The organism is Iodobacter arcticus (genome assembly GCF_042664895.1).
GTDB classification, from domain to species: Bacteria; Pseudomonadota; Gammaproteobacteria; order Burkholderiales; family Chitinibacteraceae; genus Iodobacter; species Iodobacter arcticus.
On the sequence record NZ_JBHTBQ010000015.1, the window covers coordinates 43939 to 62880 of the forward strand.

Below are 18942 nucleotides of genomic sequence, written 5' to 3' on the forward strand. Positions count from 1 at the left end.
AAAACGCAGCATGCTTGCGTACGAAGCGAGCTTAAGCTGTGTGTTAATAAGCAGGCCGTTTATATTCAATGCAAACATCGGATTTCTATCAACGCTAGGGCTGGTTTATAAGGGCGTGCTTAGCATGGTTTCAAATGCATAACTCGCTTGTTTTTTGCTGAAACCGATTGCTTCATAAAAAAGATGGGCGTTTTTTCTATGCAGGCCAGATCGCAAGCGCAGGCGTTCGTACCCTTGTGATTGGGCCCAGTCTTTTGCATGACTGACTAAGGCTTTGCCGATTCCTCTGCGTTGCAAGGCGGTGTTTACCACCAGCGCGTTAATTTCTGCATAACCATTGCTTGCAATCAAACGAACGCCTTGAGCGTGGCAGAGGCCTGCGAGTTGATTATTCTGTAAAGCTAGGAAAATAATTTGATCTGGCTGGGCAGAGAGCAGAGTAAAGCGACTCGCTACCTCGCTGGGATCACCTGAGTAACCAAGGGTAGGCAGCAGGGCAGAGACGGCTGCCGCATCGCTTATTGTCATGGGGCGGATGGTGAGGAAGGGCTGAGCTTTGAGGCGGAGGCGAAAATCGTCTACAAGGCGCTTACGGCTGCTGAATGGGTAGTCAATCGGAGAGAAGGGCATTGATGCTTTGGCAAAAGCATCAATCAGAATAAGCAGGTTAGGGATCTCTGCTTCTGTGAAGTTTGTATTACTTTGATCGTTTAATTTTTCTTGCAGCACTTCTTTTTCTGCAATCGCCGCTTCTGACACGGGATAAGCAACACAAAGGCCAAATGTGCCCTGAAGAAAATGCTCCCATGCAGCATGACTACGGGTCTCTAATCCCAGAGCAATGGGTGAGCTATCTTCATTAAAACTATCTTTTAACGGCCATATTCTGTGATTACATTCTTTGAGCGCGGCCTGAAAACGCGATATAAATGATGCTTTTAATGCCTCAAATGCAGTTTGAATTCCATGTGTTTTGATTTGCTGCTGCGCGATCGTCGTCCAGACCGTGTTTTCTGGGTGAAAATAGTGAGCTGGGGTGGCATCTGGCGCAGCCATTTCACCAAATACATAAGATTTAAGCGTTGAGTGCGCGGTGACAATATAAGACGGGGCAGGAATGAGGCGAGCTTGAAGTAGTTCGTTAAGTGCTTTGACGGTGATATTACAGGCGCTGGCGAATTGTTCTGTATTTAAATAGTACTTTGTAAGGTAAAAATCTAAGTCGGACATTTTTACTCCATAAATGGCGGGTATTTAATTTAGTCCATACAGTACATCAGGGCAGTTTTCTTCATTGTTTGAGCCATCGCTAAATTCAAGGGCAAGAAAGCCATGCCGCTCGTAAAAGCGCCGTGCGCCGGTATTGGCTTGAAAGGTATGCAGATACAGGGGGCGTGGCATAAGGGGCAGGGCATATTCAAGCAGGGCGGAGCCGATGCCTTGCCCTGTGTGGCTGGGGTGAATATAGAGATGATTAATCCATTGCCTGCCCTCATTACCTGACGTGGCAATAAAGCCATAAATCACGCCTTTTTTCGATGCAGCAGTGATGTGGTCTGTTTTAATCAGTATCTCAGCCACCCAGCTATAAATGGCTTCGTCAGAATGAACTAATGGCGCATAGGGCAGCTGTGCTTTACGGGAAGCAAGATAAAGGGCGGCAATGGCTTTGCTGTCTGAGCACGGGCCTAATTTCATTTTTTATTCTTAAAGTTTTTTCAGCATATTAATGCTCGTTACTTCGTAGCCTAAGTGTTTGTATAGCGTTTGCGCGGCTGTATTCTGGTTGAAAACATGCAGGCCAATGCGAGTCAGCCCGAGATCATTTACAAGCGTTTCTATTGCTTTGAAAGCGCGCTTGGCATATCCCTGACGGCGATGGTCGGCTTTAATTTCTAAATCATAAACAAAAGCAATTCGCACACCGTCTTCTATAACAATGCCAAACCAAATAAAGCCGACGGCAGTCAGATTATCTTTGCCAATGATTTCAAATAAGTATTGATCGGGTGTGTCTGTGCCTTGCGGTAGTAATGTGTGAAATTCATTGCGAGATTGCTCAAGCGCGTCTTCTTCGCGCCAGCGGCCGGACTGAACATTATCTTCTGCATAGCTCAAAATCGAAGATTCGTGGTAGGACTCGTAAGTCTCTGCACGCATAGGCAATAGGGTGGTCATTAGCTTGAAGTGCCTAGAATGTAAGGCGGGCAGCGCTCAATTTACCCGGAGTTAGAAAGAGAATTTGGTAATGCGTTTGACATGAGTAGCCGAGATTATCTACTGGCAGGGTTATGCTGACAACAGTTAGTAGTCAGAAACTGCAATATTATAGATGGCTTATTTAAGGCAGAGTGGCGTGGTTTCAATCCCCATCCTGAGCAGGATGGGGTGGTTTTATTGATTAAATACCGCGTAGCAAATCGTTGATGCTGGTTTTTGCGCGGGTTTTTGCGTCTACTTTTTTGACAATTACAGCGCAGTACAAGCTGTATTTACCATCAGCCGATGGCAAGTTGCCGGAAACCACTACCGAGCCAGCAGGGATGCGGCCATACGTGACTTCACCGGTTTCACGGTCGTAAATCTTGGTGCTTTGGCCGAGATAAACGCCCATCGAGATCACCGAGCCTTCTTCAACGATCACGCCTTCAACCACTTCGGAGCGGGCACCAATAAAGCAGTTGTCTTCGATGATCGTTGGGTTGGCTTGCAGTGGCTCAAGCACGCCGCCAATGCCTACGCCGCCGGATAAATGCACATTTTTACCGATTTGCGCGCAGCTACCTACGGTGGCCCAAGTATCTACCATTGTGCCTTCGTCTACATAGGCACCGATATTCACGTAAGAAGGCATCAACACCACGTTTTTACCGATAAAGGAGCCGCGACGCGCCATGGCATTAGGCACAACGCGGAAACCGCCTTCACGGAAATCGTTTTCGCTGTAATCAGCAAATTTAGACGGCACTTTGTCAAAATACTGAGTGCAGCCGCCATCCATAGGCACGTTGTCGTTAATGCGGAAAGACAGCAGCACGGCTTTTTTAAGCCATTGATGGGTATGCCACTGGCCATCAATTTTTTCTGCAACACGGTATTCACCCTTATCCAGACCCAAAATCACGCTATTAATTGTGTCACGCAGCTCGGATGGCACATTGGCAGGAGTGATCTCTGCGCGGTTTTCAAAAGCAGTTTCGATGATTTGCTGAAGTTGGCTCATGGTGCTTCCTTGGTTAGGTCATTCGTAGAGCGGGTAAAACCCGCCAAAGTGGTGATGCTGCGGTATTGGATATGTGACGGGTTTGCCCCAGCCCCATTGCTTAGCTATATGTCATGGGTTGCCGCACAATTACAAGTATTGAAACATCGTAGGTCGGGTGCAACCCGCGTACTTTTCTGCATTGCTCGCGGCTTGCACCCGCCCTACATGACATTAAAAAGTGGTATCAAGATGGCGTTGGCAAAAGCGAGAAATCCGCTCGGCTGCCGCAATACAATCATTGAGAGGTGCAACCAAGGCGATACGGATATAGCCCTCGCCGGGGTTGATGCCGTGGGCGCTGCGGGCCAGATAGCTGCCGGGTAAAACAGTAACGTGCTCTTCTTCAAATAGCTGGCGGGCAAAGGCGGCATCGTCCCCTTTGATTTTTGCCCACAGATAGAAAGCGGCATCGGGCATGCTGACGTTTAAAACGTTTTGTAGCAAGGGGGTGACGGCGGCAAATTTCTGGCTATAGAGCGAACGATTTTCGATCACATGCGTTTCATCATTCCATGCTGCCGCACTTGCGGCCTGCACCATCGGGCTCATCGCACAGCCATGATAGGTACGGTAGAGCAAAAACTGCGCTAAAAGTTTCGCATCCCCCGCCACAAAGCCAGAGCGTAAGCCGGGTACATTTGAGCGTTTCGATAGCGACGAGAAAATGACCAGATTATGGTAATCACGTCCTAGCTGAGTAGCTGCTTCGAGCGCGCCTAGCGGCTTATCTTCGCCAAAGTAAATCTCTGAATAACATTCATCAGACGCAATCACAAAGCCATATTGATCGGACAGTGCAAACAGCTTCTGCCAGTCGGCGAGCGAGGCGACTGCGCCGGTTGGATTGCCAGGCGAGCAGGTAAAAACCAGTTGGGTACGCTGCCAAATGGTGTGCGGCACAGCATCCCAATCGGGCTGAAAGCGGTTTTCTGCATTGCAATTTACAAAATAAGGCTCCGCACCAGCCAAAAGTGCTGCGCCTTCGTAGATTTGGTAAAAGGGATTGGGTGAGAGCACGACGGGCTGCTGCTCAAGGCTGCTATCAATGATGGTTTGGGCAAAGGCAAACAGCGCTTCGCGGCTGCCATTGACGGGAATGATTTCGGTAGCCGGATTGGGCGCTGCAATACCGTAGCGATTACTTAGCCAAGTGCTAATGCTTTGTCTGAGCGCATCTGAGCCCAGCGTGGCGGGGTAGGCAGACAGGCCATCAAAGTGCGCGATCAGCGCATCGGTTATCAGCTTGGGCGTGGCGTGTTTGGGCTCGCCGATAGATAAATTGATATGGGCCAATGCTGGATTGGGGCTAAGACCCGCAAAAAGCTGCTTAAGTTTTTGAAACGGATAGGGCTGAAGCAAGGAGAGTTGCGGCGTCATGGCGTTCCGAAAGCACTGGGGAAAACCCCGATTATAGCGGCAGAGCGCCGTCAGGTCTTGTGGTGTGTGATTGTAAGAGATGATATAGGTGGCGCAGAGTGAGTGCTGGGACGTGGGCACAGAAAAGTGTCCTATACATGTCCGTTAGGTCCTTGTCATAAGTCGACTACATGCCACAAACATTGAATTATTGTAGGGCGGGTGAAACCCGCCCTACGAAAGATGCATGTATGCCATTTGTTTTAGTGGCGTACATGGTGGGCACAAAAACGTGCCCACCTTACAATGTGCTTATTTAAGCAAATCGCCATATTCCTGCATAAGCTTACGTACTTTCCCTGCAACCACGGCCGAGCAATAAGGCTGTTGTGGGTTTTGATCAAAGTAATCTTGATGATAGGTTTCAGCAGGCCAAAAAGTGACGGCAGGGGTGACTGTCGTGACGATAGGATCGCTGTACTCGTTGGCCAATTCAGCGATCATTGCCTTTGCTGCTGCCTCTTGCGCTTCGTTATGGAAAAACAGGCTGGAGCGATATTGCGTGCCTACATCCTCACCTTGGCGATTCAGTGTGGTGGGGTTGTGCAGGGCAAAAAATAATTTAAGCAGGGTGCTGTAGCTGATAATCGTGGGGTCAAAAGTCAGCTGAATCACTTCGGCGTGGCCGGTGTCGCCTGCGCATACCGCTTTATAAGTTGGGGCTTCATTCTTGCCGCCCATATAGCCACAATCGACTTGTGAAACACCACGCAGGCGGGCAAAAGTGGCATCGAGGCACCAGAAGCAGCCGCCGGCTAAGGTTGCGATTTCGCTCATAATTTATTTTCCTGTTATTTATTGGTGTATGGGCTAATGGTTTAGGTTTTGCGAATCTAGCCTATGAGGAGTTATGGCGTACTGCGCACTTGCTGAGTGACGTAAACGTCACTCAGCAAGTGCTTCGAGTACGCCCTACCTTACACCTGCCCGGCTATTGCCGCGCGCCACGCAAGTTACTGGGGAGCGGGCCGCTAAAATTACAGCGGTAGGGGTTAATGTCCAAACCGCCACGGCGGGTATAGCGAGCGTAAACGGCAAGCTTCATGGGGGCGCAGTCACGCATGATATCGACAAAAATACGCTCTACGCATTGCTCGTGAAATTCATTGTGATTGCGAAATGAAATTAAATAACGCAGTAGCGATTCACGATTAATCGGCTTGCCAGTGTAGCTGATTTGAATGCTGGCCCAATCGGGCTGACCTGTTACAAGGCAGTTAGACTTTAGCAAATTGGATGTTAAAGACTCGGTAATGGTCGTTTCGCCGCTATCACATTTTAACAAACCGGCTTGCGGGCCGTATTGATCGACTTCGATATCCAGATTATCAATGCAATAGCCATCTAGCTCAGCAAGACGTTGCTGATGAAATTGCTCCGGGCCAATGAGCTGTACGCCGATACTTGCGCCTGCCGCTGCGGACAAGTCGGTTTGTAGCAGTGTTTGTAAGGCTTCGCGTGTTGCTAATTTAGTTTGATTAAAGCTATTTAAATAAAGCTTGAATGATTTAGATTCGATGATATTCGGGCTGCTGGCAGGAATATTAAACACAGCAATGGCTACCTGTGGCTTGCCACGGGCATTGAGCCAAGATAGCTCGTAGCCATTCCAGATATCCATGCCCATAAAAGGCAGGGTTTCGCCGAGTCCAATTTCCTGGCGCTTGACCGTACGCGAAATAGGGAAGAGCAGGCTAGGCTCGTATTCAGTGATATAGCTGACTGTTTTGCCCAGAGGGGAGTGTTCAACGTCGCTCACGAGCGCTCCTTAAAGTGGATTGGATCAGATGGACGCGATTGAGCTGCATCTTCTGATCATTTACGCCGTATTTTATCGTTTAAAGGCTGGGTAATGGGGGAAATAAGGGCGAGGGGTCTATTAATTCCCCGTTTTTGAAGTTGTGTCATACCCGCATCTTTGGGCGGGAATCCAGCTGCCCGACTGGATCTTCGATAAAAACATTCGGGGATGACGGCGTTGTTTGATCACTTATTTCAAAAGCTTATTTCGAGCTAAGCCTTATTTATACTTTCGGATCAGCCCTACCATCACGCCAAAAATTTCTAAACCTTCTTTCGGGCGAATAGGCTCATAGGCGGGGTTGTGCGGCATCAGTACATAGCCTTGTTTATCACGGCTAAGCGTTTTAAGCGTGTATTCACCATCGACAATGGCAACGACCACATCGCCTAAATTGGCGCTATGGCGTTTTTCTACCACGGCGATATCGCCATCGTGAATGCCGGCATCAATCATGGAGTCGCCTTTTACCCTGACCATTACCGATGCAGAGGGGCGCTCGATCAGGTAATCGTCGATGCTAATGGCTTCGCTCATGGCGTCGTTGGCGGCGGCGGGCAGGCCAGCCGGTACCGGAAAATCAGCCAGCTCGCGTTCAAAAAAGCGTTTGGTGGGGGCGAGGCGTTTATCGGGCGTGGTGTCCACATAGCCTGCAAGCATCAGGCGCTTTACAAGGGCCGATACGGCGGATTTGGAAGCCAGCCCGAGTAGATCACCGATCACCGAATAGGACGGTAGATTGCGGTAGTTAGCGTAATAGTCTTGCAGCTTGCCAAGGTATTCGGCGTCGCGATTAGGGTGTGCCATGAGATTTGACCTGTGCAGAACAAACGTTCTACTCTAGCGTAGTGAACGTTCGTTCTGTTGTCAAGTGTGGGATATTTGCTTGTTGTATTGGCGTGGATGGATCTTATTAAGCAAGTTCGGACTTTTACCACACGTCATACAGTGAGCTGTTTTACAATGACCGCCTTTCTGCGTTGCTTTGGCCGTATATCTTGAAGATTTTACTTGCCCCGATGGAGGGGTTGCTTGATTTTGTGCTGCGCGATGTGCTGACACGAGTGGGTGGCATTGATATGTGCGTCACCGAGTTTATTCGGGTCAGCGGTTCTTTATTACCGAATAAAACCTTTTTGCGCATTGCACCAGAGCTATTGAACGGCAGTAAAACCGTAGCGGGTGTGCCAGTAAGCGTGCAACTATTGGGATCTGATCCCGTGTGCATGGCCGAAAACGCCGCGCGCTTGGCTGAACTGGGCCCTTATGAAATCGATTTAAATTTTGGCTGCCCGGCTAAAAGTGTGAACCGCCATCGTGGCGGTGCAGTGCTGTTGCAAGAGCCTGAGCTAATTTACGAGATTGTGGGCGCTGTGCGCCGTGCGGTGCCTCTGCACATCCCTGTAACAGCCAAGATGCGTCTTGGCTACAACGATAGCAGCCAAACCATTGAATGTGCGCATGCGATGGCGAGTGCGGGTGCCGCGCGAGTTGTCGTACATGCGCGCACCAAACTCGATGGCTACAAGCCGCCTGCCTATTGGGAACTCATCCCCGCCGTTCGTGAGGCTTTATCTGTGCCGGTGGTAGCCAATGGCGAAATCTGGACGGCAGAAGAGTTTCATCGCTGTGCGGCGGTTTCAGGCTGTGATCAGATTATGTTGGGGCGTGGGATTGTGTCGAATCCCTCTTTAGCGCTGATGGCTAGAAATGGCCAGCCCCAATTGCCGTGGGCGGATTTACAGCCGCTGTTTATTTGCTTTTGGCAGCTGATTCAAGCACAGCACATTATGCCTAAGCATCGCGCTGGGCGGATGAAGCAGTGGCTGACTTATTTACGCCGCACTTATCCTGAAGCTGAGGCGCTGTTTGCACAGGTTCGTACTTTAACTGAGCCAGATGATGTGGCTGCCGTGTTGTTGGGAAGTAGCCTGGAAGGATAGTTATGCAAGGGTATTACGAAAGATTGGCGGCGGCTTTGTTGCCGATGCTGGCAGATAGGGCATTGATTCGTGATGCGATTATTTGTGCGGTATTTATTTTTTCTTTAATGGTTTGTCGCTCCCTGATCCGCCGCGCGATTTTACGTCGGCATGATTTAGGGCCAGAGGTTCGCCGCCGTTGGGTAGTTTATTTACGTAACTGCTCTTTAGGCGTATTTACCCTCGGGATGATTTTTATCTGGGGGCATGAGATTCAAACCTTTGCGGTATCGTTGGTGGCGATTGCTGCAGCGATTGTGCTTGCCACCAAAGAAATGATTCTTTGTATGTTGGGCTCTATTTTTAGGAGTAGTAGCAACGCTTTTGCGGTAGGCGACAGGGTTGAAATTGGCGGAATCCGCGGGCAGGTCATTGATATGAATTTGGTTTCTACGACCTTAATGGAATCAAGTCATGCATCTCATCGTCAGGGAACGGTTGGCCGTGGTGTGACCGTACCTAATTCATTGCTGCTGAGCCAGCCGGTATTTAATGAAAGCATGTTGGGCGATTATGTATTGCAAACTATCCACGTGGCTATTTTGCGCAATGATAATTGGGAAAAAGCTGAGCGGGTGTTGATGGAGGCAGGAGGGGTGATTGCTGCTGAATACGCGCATGATTTATCTCGTCATGCGCGTGAGCTGGAGCGTCGCTATGCGCTGGAATCGCCCATGATGGAGCCCAGAGTGCGGATTTTCCTCGATCACTACGAGGAAATTGGCTTGCAGCTGCAAATTGCGGTGCCGCTTGGGCATCGTGCCAAGATCGAGCAGCGGGTATTAAGATTGTTTTTGCAGGGGATGAGTACTAATACGTCGTTAGCAAAGAGCGATGTGAAGTGATCGTCTTATGAATAGCGCTGCTGCCATTGACGAATGCGTTTATTGGGGATTTGGCGTAAGCAACTCTTGAGGGCAGGCACTGTGCGGCAAGGCTGAAGCGCTAGATGCGTTTTTTTAGCGATCTTGCTGGGGCCTTAATACATTCACTTCCATGGGCGGCGCTTCATTGGGAAGCCATTTTCGATGTATTTTCTGAAAATAGCCTTCTTTTTTGAGCCAGATCAGCGCTTCTTCCCATTCTTTAATGGTGCGGGCGGGCGTTTGGATAGAAAACGCTAAATAGAGCTCTAAGCTATCCAGCGTCATGACTTTTTCGACTTCATTGGCGGAGTGGCCAATTTCTTTCAAAATAGAAGGAACCGCTACGCTGCCATCAATCCAAAGATCAAAGCGCTTGCCCATGAGTTTGGTTGCGGTCATTTGTGGTGTGGCGGCGATGTCTATCCGGGTAAAGCCTTTCTTTGCGGCGGTATCCACAAAGATGCTGCCACGATAGGTGCCAATGGCTTGGTTGTAGATGGCGTCACCTAATCCCAATAGACGCTCTGCACTACCTTTACGGGTGTAAATGTTGGTACTGCTGATGGCAATGGGGCCAAGCATAATCATTAATTTTTCACGCTCGCTTGAGCGTCCCAAGCTAAATAGCATCACATCAGGCCCCTCAAGCAGCGCCTTATAGCCTCGGACCCAAGGTACAAGTTGAATAGGGTCTTTATTTCCTAGCTTGCTTTGTAATGCCTGCACTATTTCAACTGCCATTCCCGCTGCTTTATTGTCTGCCATGTAATTGACGGGCGGCCAGTTCTCGGTATAAATCGTGAGTGCATGGGCCGAAGTGCTGACGCTGCAAAAAGCAAGCAGCACGATGGCTTGCTTGAGTATGCAAATAGACGGTAAGAAGTAAGGTATTGGCCGTTTCATGGACTACCTGGCTGCGCCGATAGTTAAAATCTTCCATTACGGTATAGCACGCTTTGGGCTGGGATTGTTTTGAGTAGGCATTTTCATTCTCTGCACTTAAGCAAGCCCAGCGAGGGGCTTTGTGTGTCTTAAGTTTAGAGGATGGCCTTAGGTATTTAGCCCACTGCCAAGCCCGCTTTAGATAATCTGAGCATGCGCCCACATTTGGCGGCGAGTTCAGGATCATGCGTCACAATCACAAAGCCTGTGCCTGATTCTTTGGCTAATTCCAGCATTAATTCAAACACGCCACCGGCGGTTTCGCGGTCTAGATTACCTGTGGGCTCGTCGGCTAATACGCAAGCAGGGCGAGTCACCAGCGCACGGGCAATGGCGGTGCGCTGGCGCTCGCCACCGGATAATTCACTGGGCTTGTGGTGGCTGCGATCAGCGAGGCCAACCCGGGCAAGGATCGCTTCGGCTTCTTGCATGGCAGAGGCCTTATCCATACGGCGGATAAGCAGCGGCATGGCGACGTTTTCAGCTGCGGTAAATTCGGGCAATAAATGATGAAACTGGTAAACAAAGCCCAGATGCAGATTGCGCATCAGGCCGCGTTCGGTTTCATTGAGCGCAAGCGGATCTTTGCCCATCAGCTGAATTTGCCCACTGCTAGGCGCATCCAAAGCGCCAAGGCAGTGCAGCAGGGTTGATTTGCCAGAGCCAGATGCGCCCACAATCGCCACGGTTTCACCACGGTGCAGTTCAAAATCAATATGTGCCAATACTTGGGTTTCTAGCTTGCCGGTTTTATAGCTTTTGCTTAAATTTTGTGCCGCGAGTACCGGCACTTGATCAGTATTACTCATAACGTAAAGCCTCGGCAGGATTAACGCGAGATGCGCGCCAGCTTGGGTAGAGGGTTGCAACCAGTGCTAAGACCAGCGAAATACCGCCAATACTGCTGACATCGCTCCATAGCACGCGCGATGGCAGCTCGGAAATCAGGTAAACATCCGGAGACAAAATAGTCGTGCCTAGTATGCGTTCAATAAATGGCACAATTACATCCAGATTTTTAGAAATAAACACACCGGCCAGTACGCCAGAGCCAGTGCCGATCAAGCCAGATAAAGCGCCTTGAATCACAAATATTTTCATGATCGAGCTGGGGGCCGCGCCTAGGGTACGCAAAATGGCGATATCAGCTTGCTTGTCAGTGACGACCATGACCAGCGTAGAAACCAGATTAAACGCGGCTACCGCTACAATCAGTGTCAGAATGATAAACATCATGCGTTTTTCGATTTCAACGGCACGGAAATAAGTGGGGTTTTCTTGTGTCCAATCGCCGATCAATAAATTGGGCATTTCTTGATTTAATTCGCGAGCCACACGGCGGGCCAGATTTAGATCATCCAGCTTAAGCCTCAGGCCGGAAACGGCATCCCCGGTTCGGAATAATTTTTGCGCATCGCTCAGATGAATCATTGCCACACCTACATCGTAAGGTGCGTAATCGGCTTTAAATATACCGGTGACGGTGAATTGCTTATACCTTGGGGTAAACCCCGCAATGGTGACCTGGCCTTGCGGTGTAATTAGGGTGACACGATCGCCGGTGCGAACACCTAGCTCGTTGGCAAGGGAAATGCCGAGGATCACGCCAAATTGATCCGCGCGTAAGGATTGCAGCTCGCCACTGACCAGCTTGCCCGCAACCTCATTCACAGCGGCTTCCTGTTGGGGATCAATCCCGCGGATCAGTACGCCTTTCACTTGCTCGCCGCCATTGGTTAATAGCCCTTGCCCTAGCACATAGGGCGCAGTGGCTAGCACATGCGGGTTCTTTTTTGCGGTATTGGCGGCAGATTGCCAGTCTGTTAACTGATTGCCTACGCCGCTGATTTGCACATGCGCGGCCATGCCAAGAATGCGATTACGCACTTCTTCCTGAAAGCCATTCATCACGGATAGCACAATAATCAGCGCGGCTACACCGAGCGCAATGCCAATCACAGAAACAAGAGAAATAAACGAGATAAAGCCATTACGACGGCTGGCACGCGTATAGCGCAGGCCGATCAGAAGTTCATACATGGGAGGCGAAATCTAACAGGGCGAGAAAGGCGGCTAGTTTAGCATGCTTAGATCGCGGCGCTTGCTTGCGGAAGGGGTAAATATACTGACCATACAGATTTTTTTTACGTGAAATCGGCCTTATTTACTCCAAATGGTGGCGGGGGCACAAAGGCATGCCTGATAGGCATCACTAAAGACTAAAACATAGCAAGAAAGCTGGTTTTCATAGGGTGTGCAAGTTGTTGCGCACCCTACAATACTCAAAGTCCTAAAAAAGCTTAATTCTAGACTTGTTTTTCTCCGTGAAACTCCGTGTTCTCCGCACCCTCCGTGTTTCAATATTTGGGTTGTGGCGTATCTGTTAACAGGTAAACAACCCTCGTTGGCGGAATTGATCTCGCACTCGCTCGACCAGCTCCATGCTTGGGCTTTTTGTGTCCGTTAGCTCGTACTTCATGCCCAGCTCCGCCCATTTGCTCTCGCCCATTTTATGGAAGGGCAGCACTTCAACGCGCTCGATATTTTTCATCGGCTTTAGATAATCGGCCAGTTTTTCTACGTCGTTAAAGTCGTCGCTGATGCCTGGGATCAGTACATAGCGCACCCAAACTGGTTTGCCCATTTTTTGTAAGCGTTCGGCAAAGTCGAGCGTGGGTTGGAGTGGTTTGCTGGTGAGTGCTTCGTATTTGACTGGATCGCTGTGTTTGATGTCGAGCAGCACCAAATCCACATTATCAAACCATGCATCATCGAGGTGGGCTGCTAAAAAGCCTTGGGTATCGAGGGCGGTGTGTAGCTTAAGCTCTTGCTTGGCGCGGCGGAAAATTTCGCCTACAAAGTGCGCTTGCATTAATGGCTCGCCACCAGAAATCGTCAGCCCGCCTGCGATGCGCAAAAAGCTGGCATATTTTTTAAGCTCAGTCATAACGGCTTCAACGGTATAGCTTTTACCGTTGTGCAGCTTCCATGTGTCTGGATTATGGCAATACAGGCAGCGGAACTGACAGCCACTTACAAAAAGCGCAAAGCGCATGCCGGGGCCATCGACGGCCGCACCGGTTTCAATTGAATGCACAAAGCCTTGCTGGTGGTGCTGGGTATCAAAAGAGATAGGGATGATTTCCCCTGGTGGCTTAGTCGATTTCATGTTTTTTTCCAGTGATTATTTTAATTGTTTTTTTACGTTAAAACGGATCATTAAGCCTGCGCTTAATGATCCGTTTTGGGTAGATCTACATTGCAGTGATATGCAGTATTAGGTCTTTTCGTGGAAAGTACGGCTAATCACGTCCATTTGCTGCTCACGGGTGAGCTTGACGAAATTCACTGCATAGCCAGAAACACGCACGGTGAGCTGTGGGTATTTATCTGGGTTTTCCATTGCGTCAACCAAGGTGTCTCGGTTTAACACATTCATATTAAGGTGAAATAGTTGTGCCATGGGCTGCTCCTTGGGTGAGTATGCTTTTGGATTGATTGGTCAGCGAGTAGGGTGTGGGCACAGGGGTTTATCGTGCCCACCCTACTATCCCTTTAACACTTGCCGTGGAATGTACGGCTGATTACGTCCATTTGCTGTTCACGAGTCAGCTTCACAAAGTTCACTGCATAGCCAGAAACACGCACGGTGAGTTGTGGGTAGTTTTCTGGGTGCTCCATCGCGTCCAGCAGGGTGTCACGGTTTAATACATTCATGTTTAGATGAAAGAGTTGGTCCATTTTTTCATCAACGGCATCTTTATCTAGGCAAGTAGAGCATTCTTCGCCGTGTGGCCCAAACAAGCCATCGATCGAAGCCGCTAATGTTTTAACGCGATCTGCTGCGTTGTGGCCTAGTGCGTCAGGCGTCATGGATGCGGTCCAAGACACACCATCTAACGCGGCTTCGTATGGGATTTTCGATACCGAGAAACCGGCAGCGATAAAGCCATTAGTGTCACGGCCATTCATTGGGTTAGCACCTGGGGAGAACGGTGTGCCTGAACGGCGGCCGTCGGGTGTGTTACCTGTTTTTTTGCCGTAAACCACATTAGAGGTAATGGTCAGTACCGATTGCGTTGGCATGGAGTCACGATAGAACACAGGCTGAGCCTTGATCTTGTTCATGAATGTTTCTGTCAGCCACACTGCAATATCATCAACGCGATCATCGTTATTGCCGTAAGCAGGGTAATCGCCTTCGATTTTGTAATCGACAGCAATACCTTTTTCGTTACGAATCACAGATACTTTTGCGTGCTTGATCGCTGAAAGCGAATCAGCAGCAACCGCCAGACCCGCAATACCGCAAGCCATAGTGCGCAGAATATCGCGATCATGCAGCGCCATTTCGATGCGTTCGTACGAGTATTTATCGTGCATATAGTGAATCGAGTTCAGTGCAGTCACGTATGTTTTTGCCAACCAATCCAGCATCACATCGTATTTAGTCATCACTTCATCGTAATTGAGCACGTCGCCTTTGAGTGGTTCAAAACCATTGGCCACTACTTTGCCGGTTTTTTCGTCCACACCACCGTTGATCGCATAGAGCATGGCTTTGGCAAGGTTGACCCGTGCGCCAAAGAATTGCATTTGCTTACCGACTGCCATGGCTGAAACACAACATGCGATGGCGTAATCGTCACCCCATTTAGGGTTCATCAAGTCATCGTTTTCGTACTGGATGGCTGAGGTATCAATCGAAACTTTCGCGCAAAATTCTTTAAAGCCTTGCGGGAAAGCAGTCGACCACAATACTGTCAGATTAGGCTCTGGAGCCGGTCCAAGGTTGTACAGAGTGTGCAGAACACGGAAGCTGGTTTTCGTGACCAGTGTGCGGCCATCAAGGCCTGTACCACCGATCGATTCTGTGACCCATGTTGGGTCGCCAGAGAATAAATCATCGTATTCTGGTGTGCGCAAGAAGCGAATAATGCGCAATTTCATGACCATATGGTCAATCAATTCTTGGGCTTGCGATTCGTTAATGCGACCTTCGACCAAATCGCGTTGGATATACACGTCCAGGAAGGTGGATGTGCGGCCAATCGACATCGCCGCGCCGTTTTGCTCTTTTGTGGCAGCAAGGTAGCCAAAGTACAGCCATTGGATGGCTTCTTGAGCGGTAGTGGCTGGTTTGGAAATATCAAAGCCGTAAGACTTTGCCATTTGCTTGAGTTCGCCCAGCGCTTTGATTTGCTCGGACAACTCTTCACGCAAACGAATCACTGATTCGGTAAACGGAACATCATTGAGCTCGGTTTTTTCGCGTTTTTTGTCAACAATCAAAAAATCAACGCCGTAAAGTGCAACGCGACGATAGTCGCCAATAATACGACCACGACCGTAAGAATCTGGCAAACCGGTAATGACGCCCGAGCTACGGCAAGCCATGATTTCTGGTGTGTAAGCATCAAATACGCCCATATTGTGATCTTTACGGTACTTGGTAAAGATATCTACAATTTCTGGGTTCATTTCAAAGTGGTAGGCTTCAAGGCCGTTTTGCACCATGCGCAAACCGCCGTTCGGCATAATGGCGCGACGCAGTGGTTTGTCGGTTTGAACACCGACGATAGTTTCTAAATCTTTATTAATATAGCCAGGGCCGTGAGCCGTAATTGATGCGCCAACATGGGTAGATACTTCTAATACGCCACGCTTACGTTCTTCTTTAAGCTGGGCAGAAAGCTCAGTCCAAAGCTGGGTAGTGCGTTCGGTCGGGCCAGCGAGGAAGCGATCATCATCCAAGTAAGGCGTGTAGTTGAGTTGGATAAAGCCACGAGTGTCGACTTTATCTTGCCACTCGCCTGTTTTAAATCCACGCCAAGCGTCAAGATGCAGATGATTTTCTGGTGCGTTCATAGCGGATGCTCCTATAGGCCTCAAGACCCTGTTACCGTGCATGTCTTATAAAGACACGCTTTAAGTTTGATCTGTTTGAAAGCGATTTTGTCGTTTCCAATGCATCCATCCTAGTCCGATGTTTGGCGCAAAAACTTAATCTAAGTCAAGTTCTTGGGTTTGTAGCTTGTATAGAGTTGACTACTTTTGCCCGATAAAAGCGGAGCATAAATTGCAAAAAAAAACAGCGCCATATTGCGGCGCTGTTGAGTTGAATATTTACAAGGTAACGGCATGTTCACGGGTTGCATGAAACACAATTTTGGGCCACCGCTCTTGGGTGAGCTGCAGGTTCACCCGGCTTGTTGCAAGATAAGCCAAGCTATGTGCGGCATCTCGCCCCAGATTGTTGACTAACTGGTCTTCAAAATCTTCCAGTATTTTTGCATCATCACAGCTCACCCAACGTGCGGTGAAAATGGTGGTGGACTCAAACACCGCTTCTACGCCATATTCATTGGCAAGGCGGGAGGCAACCACTTCAAATTGCAGCACGCCCACTGCACCCAGAATCAAGTCTGAGCCGTTGAGTGGTTTGAATACCTGTACCGCGCCTTCTTCGCCCAGCTGTTGCAAGCCTTTATGCAATTGCTTGATCTTCAGTGGGTTTTTGATGCGCACAATACGGAACATCTCGGGTGCAAAGTAAGGAATGCCGGTAAAGGCCAGCAATTCGCCTTCAGAGAATGAATCGCCAATCTGAATATTGCCGTGATTGGGCAGGCCGATAATATCGCCAGCGTAAGCTTCTTCTACTTGCTCGCGGCCTTGCGCCATAAAGGTGACGACCGAGTTGGCGGCAATTTCACGATTCAGTCGCAAATGCTTGAATTTCATACCACGGGTAAATTCACCCGAACACACGCGCAAGAAAGCAATCCGGTCGCGGTGTTTTGGATCCATATTGGCTTGAATCTTAAACACAAAGGCCGAGAATTTTTCTTCGGTAGGGCTGACCGTGCGAACGGTGGCATGCGCTTCGCCTGGGGACGGTGCCCAATCAACCAGCGCGTTCAAGATTTCACGAATGCCGAAGTTATTAATCGCCGAGCCAAAGAAGACTGGCGTTAGATCACCCGATAAAAACTCTTCCAGCACAAAGGGATGCGAAGCACCGCGTACGAGTTCTAGCTCCATACGGGTGTTTTCGATTTCCAGCGGAAATAATTCATCGAGGCGCGGGTTGTTTAGGCCTTCAATGATTTCGACTTCATCCAGCGGGCCTTTGCCAGGTGTGAATAGCAATACGGTGTCGGTAAGAATGCTGTACACGCCACGGAAGGTTTTACCCATGCCGATTGGCCAAGTAATCGGCGCGCAGCGGATTTCCAGCACGCTTTCTACTTCGTCTAATAGCTCAAGCGAATCACGTACTTCGCGGTCGAGCTTATTCATTAGCGTAATAATTGGCGTATTGCGCAGGCGGCAGACATTTAAAAGCTTGATGGTTTGCGCTTCCACTCCCTTGGCCGCATCAATCACCATCAAGGCGCTATCTACGGCGGTGAGCACGCGGTAAGTGTCTTCAGAGAAGTCTTGGTGGCCCGGGGTGTCGAGCAGATTCACAACGTGATCGCGGTAATCAAACTGCATCACGCTGGATGCTACCGAAATACCCCGTTGCTTTTCGATATCCATCCAGTCGGAAGTGGCGAACTTGCCGCCTTTTTTACCTTTAACCGTACCGGCGTTTTGAATCGCTCCCGAGAAATAAAGTAGCTTTTCGGTGAGCGTCGTTTTCCCCGCATCAGGGTGGGAGATAATGGCGAAGGTGCGGCGACGGCCTACTTCGCGTACTAAATCAGTCATTGTAAGGGCTACAAAAAAGCAAAAGAGCGATTTTACGTTAAATATGGTAGATAAGCACGGATCGCGGCGTTTGCGCTGCCCGTAGCCGTTCTATTTGCCTAAGCAAAACCATTAAAAACATCAGTCTTAGCCTTAATGCCGTTCACTTAAGGTATTGGTTTTGCTTCCCCCTTAGAAAAAGGGGGATTGAGGGGGATTTGCCTTGAGTTTTTTGCTTATTTCAAGCCCAACATCAACTGCAAATCCCCCCTAGCCCCCCTTTTACAAAGGGGGGGAACTCAAACAAAACCGCTTAAGTGAACGGCATTACAGTCTTAGCCTAGGGTCTGTTGGCGTTTCATTCACAATTGCGCTGAGCCGGAAAACGGCCAAGCACAAGGCAGGAGGGCGAAGGCAATAACTGGTTATTTCCGAGGAGCATAACGCAGTGAATGGTCGTTTTCCGCCTCAGCCCAGTCCTGGCGAGGAAAACCTCCCGCACGCGGAGGGTTGACTGCAGTTTTGGGGCTGCACGGCGTTAAAAGACGCTCATGGTACTCGTACCACTTCGCGTCTTTTGCCTTGCCCCAAAACTGCAGCCAACGCAGCCGTGAATGAAACGTCAACAGACCCTAGAGTGCCTTGTCTGTAAAAATATCATGAATTAAAGCGGTTCTTAGAGTAGGCATCCTTTAATGAATAGAGTAAGGAAGCAATAAAATAAGTATAAATACTTACAGTAATGGTTCGTTAAACTGGAAATAATTACGGGGTTTTGTAATTATTCGCACAGGCTAATAAAACATCGGGTAATCTGAGCTGCTGATAAATGATGGATTAGTAATTTCATGCGCCCTGATCAGCTACTTGCTTCATTTGCCGCCGCTTTTAATCAAGATCAGCGTCTTGTTTCTCTCCAATTAGGTGATGGTGCGGCTTGGGGCGAGCAGCTATTACCTCAGCATGTGACGGGCA

16 protein-coding genes and 1 pseudogene are annotated in these 18942 nt (G+C 49.2%); 2 read left to right on the forward strand and 15 right to left on the reverse strand.

All coding sequences use genetic code 11. The features are described from left to right. Nucleotides 1-105: 105 nt before the first annotated feature. The 8 genes from ACFQNF_RS10175 to ACFQNF_RS10210 all read right to left on the reverse strand — a co-directional run bounded on the left by ACFQNF_RS10175 (nt 106) and on the right by ACFQNF_RS10210 (nt 7289). The gene (locus ACFQNF_RS10175) at nt 106-1230 is read right to left on the reverse strand and encodes a DUF6058 family natural product biosynthesis protein (protein ID WP_380187884.1); all 1125 of its coding nucleotides are present in this window, start codon (nt 1228-1230) and stop codon (nt 106-108) included. Between the two features lie 24 nt (nt 1231-1254). Continuing rightward, nucleotides 1255-1698, reverse strand: coding sequence for a GNAT family N-acetyltransferase (locus tag ACFQNF_RS10180; RefSeq protein ID WP_380187885.1), 444 nt, complete (start codon nt 1696-1698; stop codon nt 1255-1257). Nucleotides 1699-1707: 9 nt separating this feature from the next. Then, nucleotides 1708-2178 carry a GNAT family N-acetyltransferase gene (locus ACFQNF_RS10185; RefSeq protein WP_380187886.1) on the reverse strand — a complete coding sequence of 157 codons (471 nt, stop codon included), beginning with the start codon at nt 2176-2178 and terminating at the stop codon, nt 1708-1710. Between the two features lie 223 nt (nt 2179-2401). After that, entirely contained in the window at nt 2402-3223 is an 822-nt protein-coding gene (gene dapD, locus ACFQNF_RS10190) for a 2,3,4,5-tetrahydropyridine-2,6-dicarboxylate N-succinyltransferase (RefSeq protein ID WP_380187887.1), read from the reverse strand. 213 nt (nt 3224-3436) lie between these two features. After that, a complete protein-coding gene (gene dapC / locus ACFQNF_RS10195; RefSeq protein ID WP_380187888.1) occupies nt 3437-4642 on the reverse strand; it encodes a succinyldiaminopimelate transaminase in 1206 nt (401 codons plus the stop codon). A 291-nt stretch (nt 4643-4933) separates the two neighbouring features. Next, nucleotides 4934-5458, reverse strand: a complete 525-nt coding sequence (gene msrA / locus ACFQNF_RS10200; protein ID WP_380187889.1) for a peptide-methionine (S)-S-oxide reductase MsrA — start codon at nt 5456-5458, stop codon at nt 4934-4936. A 154-nt stretch (nt 5459-5612) separates the two neighbouring features. After that, nucleotides 5613-6440, reverse strand: coding sequence for an NADPH-dependent 7-cyano-7-deazaguanine reductase QueF (gene queF / locus ACFQNF_RS10205; RefSeq protein ID WP_380187890.1), 828 nt, complete (start codon nt 6438-6440; stop codon nt 5613-5615). 261 nt (nt 6441-6701) lie between these two features. Then, a complete protein-coding gene (locus ACFQNF_RS10210; RefSeq protein ID WP_380187891.1) occupies nt 6702-7289 on the reverse strand; it encodes a LexA family protein in 588 nt (195 codons plus the stop codon). A 191-nt stretch (nt 7290-7480) separates the two neighbouring features. On the opposite strand from ACFQNF_RS10210, the gene ACFQNF_RS10215 reads away from it, so the two are divergent. Together ACFQNF_RS10215 and ACFQNF_RS10220 are read left to right on the forward strand one after the other, a co-directional pair. Next, the gene (locus ACFQNF_RS10215) at nt 7481-8425 is read left to right on the forward strand and encodes a tRNA-dihydrouridine synthase (RefSeq protein WP_380187892.1); all 945 of its coding nucleotides are present in this window, start codon (nt 7481-7483) and stop codon (nt 8423-8425) included. Nucleotides 8426-8427: 2 nt separating this feature from the next. Next, nucleotides 8428-9309 (forward strand): mechanosensitive ion channel domain-containing protein, encoded by an 882-nt coding sequence (locus tag ACFQNF_RS10220; RefSeq protein WP_380187893.1) that lies wholly within the window; start codon nt 8428-8430, stop codon nt 9307-9309. Between the two features lie 114 nt (nt 9310-9423). Here the strand turns inward: ACFQNF_RS10220 and ACFQNF_RS10225 are convergent, their stop codons facing one another. The 7 genes and pseudogenes from ACFQNF_RS10225 to ACFQNF_RS10255 form a co-directional block, all read right to left on the reverse strand. Further along, nucleotides 9424-10233, reverse strand: a complete 810-nt coding sequence (locus tag ACFQNF_RS10225) for a substrate-binding periplasmic protein (RefSeq protein WP_380187894.1) — start codon at nt 10231-10233, stop codon at nt 9424-9426. A 155-nt stretch (nt 10234-10388) separates the two neighbouring features. Continuing rightward, nucleotides 10389-11081 carry a lipoprotein-releasing ABC transporter ATP-binding protein LolD gene (gene lolD, locus ACFQNF_RS10230; RefSeq protein WP_380187895.1) on the reverse strand — a complete coding sequence of 231 codons (693 nt, stop codon included), beginning with the start codon at nt 11079-11081 and terminating at the stop codon, nt 10389-10391. Further along, nucleotides 11074-12312, reverse strand: coding sequence for a lipoprotein-releasing ABC transporter permease subunit (locus ACFQNF_RS10235; protein ID WP_380187896.1), 1239 nt, complete (start codon nt 12310-12312; stop codon nt 11074-11076). Before ACFQNF_RS10235 ends, lolD begins: the two co-directional genes overlap by 8 nt. A 343-nt stretch (nt 12313-12655) precedes the next feature. Further along, complete coding sequence (gene pflA / locus ACFQNF_RS10240) at nt 12656-13441, reverse strand: pyruvate formate-lyase-activating protein (protein WP_380187897.1); 786 nt, start codon at nt 13439-13441, stop codon at nt 12656-12658. 108 nt (nt 13442-13549) lie between these two features. Next, nucleotides 13550-13723 (reverse strand): annotated as a pseudogene (locus ACFQNF_RS10245) (glycine radical domain-containing protein); the annotation flags it as partial. Between the two features lie 104 nt (nt 13724-13827). Beyond that, nucleotides 13828-16140 carry a formate C-acetyltransferase gene (gene pflB, locus ACFQNF_RS10250; RefSeq protein WP_380187898.1) on the reverse strand — a complete coding sequence of 771 codons (2313 nt, stop codon included), beginning with the start codon at nt 16138-16140 and terminating at the stop codon, nt 13828-13830. A 258-nt stretch (nt 16141-16398) separates the two neighbouring features. Next, nucleotides 16399-17988, reverse strand: a complete 1590-nt coding sequence (locus tag ACFQNF_RS10255) for a peptide chain release factor 3 (protein ID WP_380187899.1) — start codon at nt 17986-17988, stop codon at nt 16399-16401. Nucleotides 17989-18942 lie beyond the last annotated feature (954 nt).